This is a genomic window from Paenibacillus sp. A3, from assembly GCF_001399685.1.
Lineage (GTDB): Bacteria > Bacillota > Bacilli > Paenibacillales > NBRC-103111 > Paenibacillus_G.
The window spans coordinates 1-4259 of record NZ_JTHN01000325.1 but is presented as its reverse complement, the minus strand read 5'-3'; the positions used below and the strand labels follow the sequence as shown (position 1 = coordinate 4259).

Below are 4259 nucleotides of genomic sequence, written 5' to 3'. Positions count from 1 at the left end.
AAGCTGATTGATATGGCGATCGAGCTTTTGGATGCGCGGGTACCGTTATCCAGCCGAAACCCGATGATCGATGAAATTTTGCAAAATAAACCGCGGTTGGTTCTGCTGAACAAACACGATTTGGCGGACCCGGAGGTCACCCGGCAGTGGATTGAGTTTTTCGCGGAACAAGGGTTGAAAGCGATCCCTATCGATTCCGTAGGCGGAAATCCGGTGAAAGAAATTATGCAGCGCAGCAAGGAGCTGCTGTCGGAAAAAATTCAGGCGCAGCTGCGCAAAGGGATGAATCCGAGAGCGATCCGCGCGCTGATTGTCGGAATTCCGAATGTCGGAAAGTCCACCCTGATCAACCGGATGGCCGGACGTAAAATCGCCGCAACCGGAGACAAGCCGGGGGTAACCAAAGGTCAACAGTGGATTAAGGTCGGCACGGAGATGGAGCTGCTCGATACCCCGGGGATTTTGTGGCCGAAGTTCGAAGATCAGTCGGTCGGTCTGCGCTTGGCAGCAACCGGAGCGATCAAGGAAGAGATTTTGCAGGTGGAGGAAATAGCTCTGTTCGCCATGCGTTATTTGACCCAGCATTATGCACAAGCGGTCAAAGAACGGTTTGGCGTAGAAGAGGTTCCGCAAGATCCGGCAGACACCGATGCCATTGTGGCTCTGATGGAAGCTGTAGGCCGCAAGCGCGGCGCTCTGATGAGCGGGGGACGGGTGGATCTGGAGAAGGCCTCGCTGGCCATTCTGCGCGAGCTGAGAGCGGGCAAGCTTGGACGCATTAGTCTCGAAGCGCCTGACGATGCTGCACAACCTGACCATTAATGAGTAACCCTAGACGCCGCGACGCGCGCTGTGAAAGGCACCGCGCGCATCGGGAAAGTTATAAAATTTACCGTGTAGAGCGAATTCGTAAAGGAACGAATCGCTCTTTTTCATTTGAAATTCAGTCGAGCAAATAAACGGCATCGTCAACGGTAACGCTTCCGGTCCGAATGACTCGGGCATACACCCCAAAGCAGGCATCCAGATGCTTGGCGATATGCTTTAGGAAGGTCGGGTTGACGGTATTGTGGTCCGGATCTACGTTTATCATACTGCATCGATGGCATTTTTTGTATATCTCCAGTTTCGTATCTCCGATTTGGACGGTTTTCCCAATCCAATCAAATTCCTCAAAGGGCTGCGGTTCGTCGTAACGAATGACGAAGTTGGGCCTGAACCTGCGTATGTCGGTCTCCACGCCAATGATTTTTTCCAGTTCGGCCAGAGAAACATCCGTGGCGATCAAAATACTTGCTTCGTCAACCCCCAGCAGGTCGTCATGCTCCGGCGAATACTTCCGGGGAGAAATTTCCCGCGGAGAAACGACGGCCCGAATTTCTTCAAAAAGCTCCTCATCCCATTGAAATATCCGGCCGTCTGGAGCCGTTACCTGGATTGGCGGAAATTCGTTGTTGGATCTGTCAGCGACGTATTTGCTGGAGTAAGCGAGCAGCTTCGGAACAAATTTGGCGTTCAGCTTCTTGTTGGACCGGGAAGCATCGGTTGAACGCGTATGATCGATAAAAGCGTATCCTCTGTCTCCGTATAATCCGTATCGCTCAATATTGACCGCGCTTAGGCGTTCCCCTTGAAAAGACTTAACGGGATACCGGTAAATAGACTGAATGACACCAATGGATTTCAAAGCGAGCCCCTCCTTGAAATGGACGCTTGTGAATGGATGCTTCTCCCTGTTTAGGCAAAATCATGGGTCTCGGGATCATACCAATCCCCGCCAAGCATGACACGCTTCACTTGCAGGCCCTCCGGCTCCACCACGACAAGGTCCGCATCGTACCCGGCTTTTAAAAGTCCCTTGCTATGCAATTTTACGATTCCCGCCGGAATCGAGGTCGCATGCTTCACCGCCTCCGGCAGCGATTTTCCGTGCGTCTGCACGAGATTTCGTACCGATTGCACCAAAGGAATGGTGCTTCCGGCGATCGTGCCGTCGGCAAAGCGGGCAGCCCCTTGATTTACGTGCACCTCCAGTCCGGCCAAATGGTAGACGCCGTCCGTCATTCCCGCGGCGCGCATGGAGTCCGTAATGACACAGACGCGGTCCTGCTTCAGTCTTAAAATCAATTCCACTGCCGCCGGATGCAGATGATACCCGTCTACATTGATTTCGGTGCTGAGCTCGTCGTGCAGGAGCACCGCTCCCACAACCCCAGGTTCCCGATGATGAAACGGACGCATGGCATTGCAGCAGTGGACGGCATGGGAAATTCCCCAGCCGATAGCGGTGCGCACCTGATCGTAGGTAGCGTCGGAATGTCCGCAAGCGGCGATGATGTTTTGCTCCAGCGCATAAGCAATGGCTTCTTCGGCGCCTTCCAATTCAGGGGCGAGTGTCAGCATGCGAATGAGTCCGGGGAAGCGGGAGGTCCATTCGCGAAGCCATGCGGTCTGCGGGTTGCAAATCCATTGTGGATGCTGGGCGCCCGGCCATTTGGGACTGAGGAACGGCCCTTCGAGATGGACGCCCTGGATCACTTGGCCGATGCGCTTCGTTTGCTGGACGGAAAAAGCGGTGGCAAGCGCGCGATCAATATCCGGCTTCGAGGCCGTCAAGGTGGTGGCGAGAATCGAGGTGGTTCCATGGGCGAGATAGTAGCGGAGCATCCGAATCAGGCTGTCGGCGCTGCCGTCCATGACATCCGCACCAGCGCCCCCGTGAAGATGAATGTCGATCAAGCCGGGGGTCAGATATGCCTTGCCGAAATCAAGCACGGGGGCGTCGGTAAAATCAGGCTGCGGAATAGCTTCCGCAGGCGCTACTCCTTCGGGGAATACACTTGCGATCCGGCCCCGCTCGATGACGACATAACCGCTAAAAGGCTCTTTGCCGCTCCCGTCGAGGATCGTCCCTTTGAGCACCAGCCTGTCGACGCTCCGTTCGCACTCCGTCATGTGCAACGCCTCCATTTGCTCTTGGTTTAGTCCTTCCTTTTTTGGCGCACCATGGTGTAGGTTTCTTCCAACTGCATGACGGCGTCGGTAAAGTTACGGCTGATCATGGACATGTATAAAATATCGATCACATGGGTTTGAGCCAGACGCGAACCGATGTCGCCCCGTTTCATCCCCGCTTCGGTCGCCGTAACCCATAGCCCGATATCCGCCATCTGATGGAGCGGATTGTTGCCGACCTGCGTGATACTGATCACTGTGGCCCCGTGCTCCTTAGCCATCGCAGCCACTTCGAGCGTTTCCTTTGTTTTTCCAGAATAGGAGATAGCGACCAGCACATCCCCCGGCTGAAGCATGACGCCGGAAAGCAGCATGACTTGAGGGTCGCTGTAAACAAAGCTCCACCGGTTCAGACGAATCCATTTGAAAGAGGCGTCCATTGCGACGAAAGAAGAGCTGCCTACACCGAAAAAAGCCGTTTTCGAAGCGTTAAGCAGCGCAGTAACGGCCCGGTCCACCTGTTCGGGGGAAAGAACCTTTGCGGTATCCTCAATGCATTGCTTCGCCCAGCAGGTAAGCTGCTGGATCACTTGAGCGGAATCCATGCCGGGACGAATATCGTCAAAATGATCGTCTGTCTTCGGAAGGGCGGCCGCGGCGGATAGCAGGGCAAACTTTAATTCGCGGTATCCGCTGAAGCCGGCGCGTTGGGCAAGCCGGGCGACCGTCGCTACGCTGGTTTCGGTGTCCTCGGCGAGCTTTTGCACGGAAATTTGGCTAATTTGCTGTTGATGCTTAAGAATATACTCGGCTACCCGTTTTTCAGCCGGATGCAGCGTATCGAGCATGCTTTGCAGCAATACACCGGCATTGTTCATGACCTTCACCTGCTTGTGATTTATTCATTGACGTAATATAATTCCTCTTAATATAATAATATACGTAATAATGTTACATATCAATGTTTTTTTGTATCCATACCAGTTTGGAGGGATAAGCGATGAGAATAAAGTTTGAAGGGCAATCGGAAGAGCTGTCTGCCGGGATCGGGCTGTTGGCGGAGGAACTGCGGTTTACGCTGTCTAATGACGGAATTCCGGTGCGTGTGGAGCAGACGCCGAATGTGCTGGAGGTTCGTCTGGAACAAGGGCAAGGAACGATCCGCTGTGGAAAAAAGCATGAATTTTTTCGCGCATTAGGGTTGTTTATTCAGCATTACGGCGAGAAAGAATCGTTCCATATCAAGGAGCATCCGCAGTTCGATGCGATCGGGCCGCAGTTCGACTTGTCCCGCAATGCGGTAT

At 53.8% G+C, this 4259-nt stretch carries 4 protein-coding genes and 1 pseudogene; 2 read left to right on the top strand and 3 right to left on the bottom strand.

Annotated elements, in window-relative coordinates; translation table 11 throughout:
* Positions 1 to 822 (top strand): ribosome biogenesis GTPase YlqF (gene ylqF, locus QJ48_RS34095; RefSeq protein ID WP_054977721.1); only part of this gene is annotated, 822 nt, incomplete at its 5' end.
* Positions 823 to 943: 121 nt separating this feature from the next.
* On the opposite strand, the gene QJ48_RS34090 is transcribed toward ylqF, so the two are convergent.
* The 3 genes from QJ48_RS34090 to QJ48_RS34080 are packed head-to-tail and all read right to left on the bottom strand — an operon-like array spanning position 944 to position 3833.
* Complete coding sequence (locus QJ48_RS34090; protein WP_054977720.1) at positions 944 to 1687, bottom strand: MOSC domain-containing protein; 744 nt, start codon at positions 1685 to 1687, stop codon at positions 944 to 946.
* Between the two features lie 50 nt (positions 1688 to 1737).
* Entirely contained in the window at positions 1738 to 2955 is a 1218-nt protein-coding gene (gene nagA / locus QJ48_RS34085) for an N-acetylglucosamine-6-phosphate deacetylase (protein WP_054977719.1), read from the bottom strand.
* A gap of 26 nt (positions 2956 to 2981) precedes the next feature.
* On the bottom strand, positions 2982 to 3833 hold the full coding sequence (locus tag QJ48_RS34080) for a MurR/RpiR family transcriptional regulator (protein WP_054977718.1): 852 nt from the start codon (positions 3831 to 3833) through the stop codon (positions 2982 to 2984).
* 122 nt (positions 3834 to 3955) lie between these two features.
* Between QJ48_RS34080 and QJ48_RS34075 the strand changes: the two are divergent.
* Positions 3956 to 4259: pseudogene (locus QJ48_RS34075) on the top strand (beta-N-acetylhexosaminidase); the annotation flags it as partial.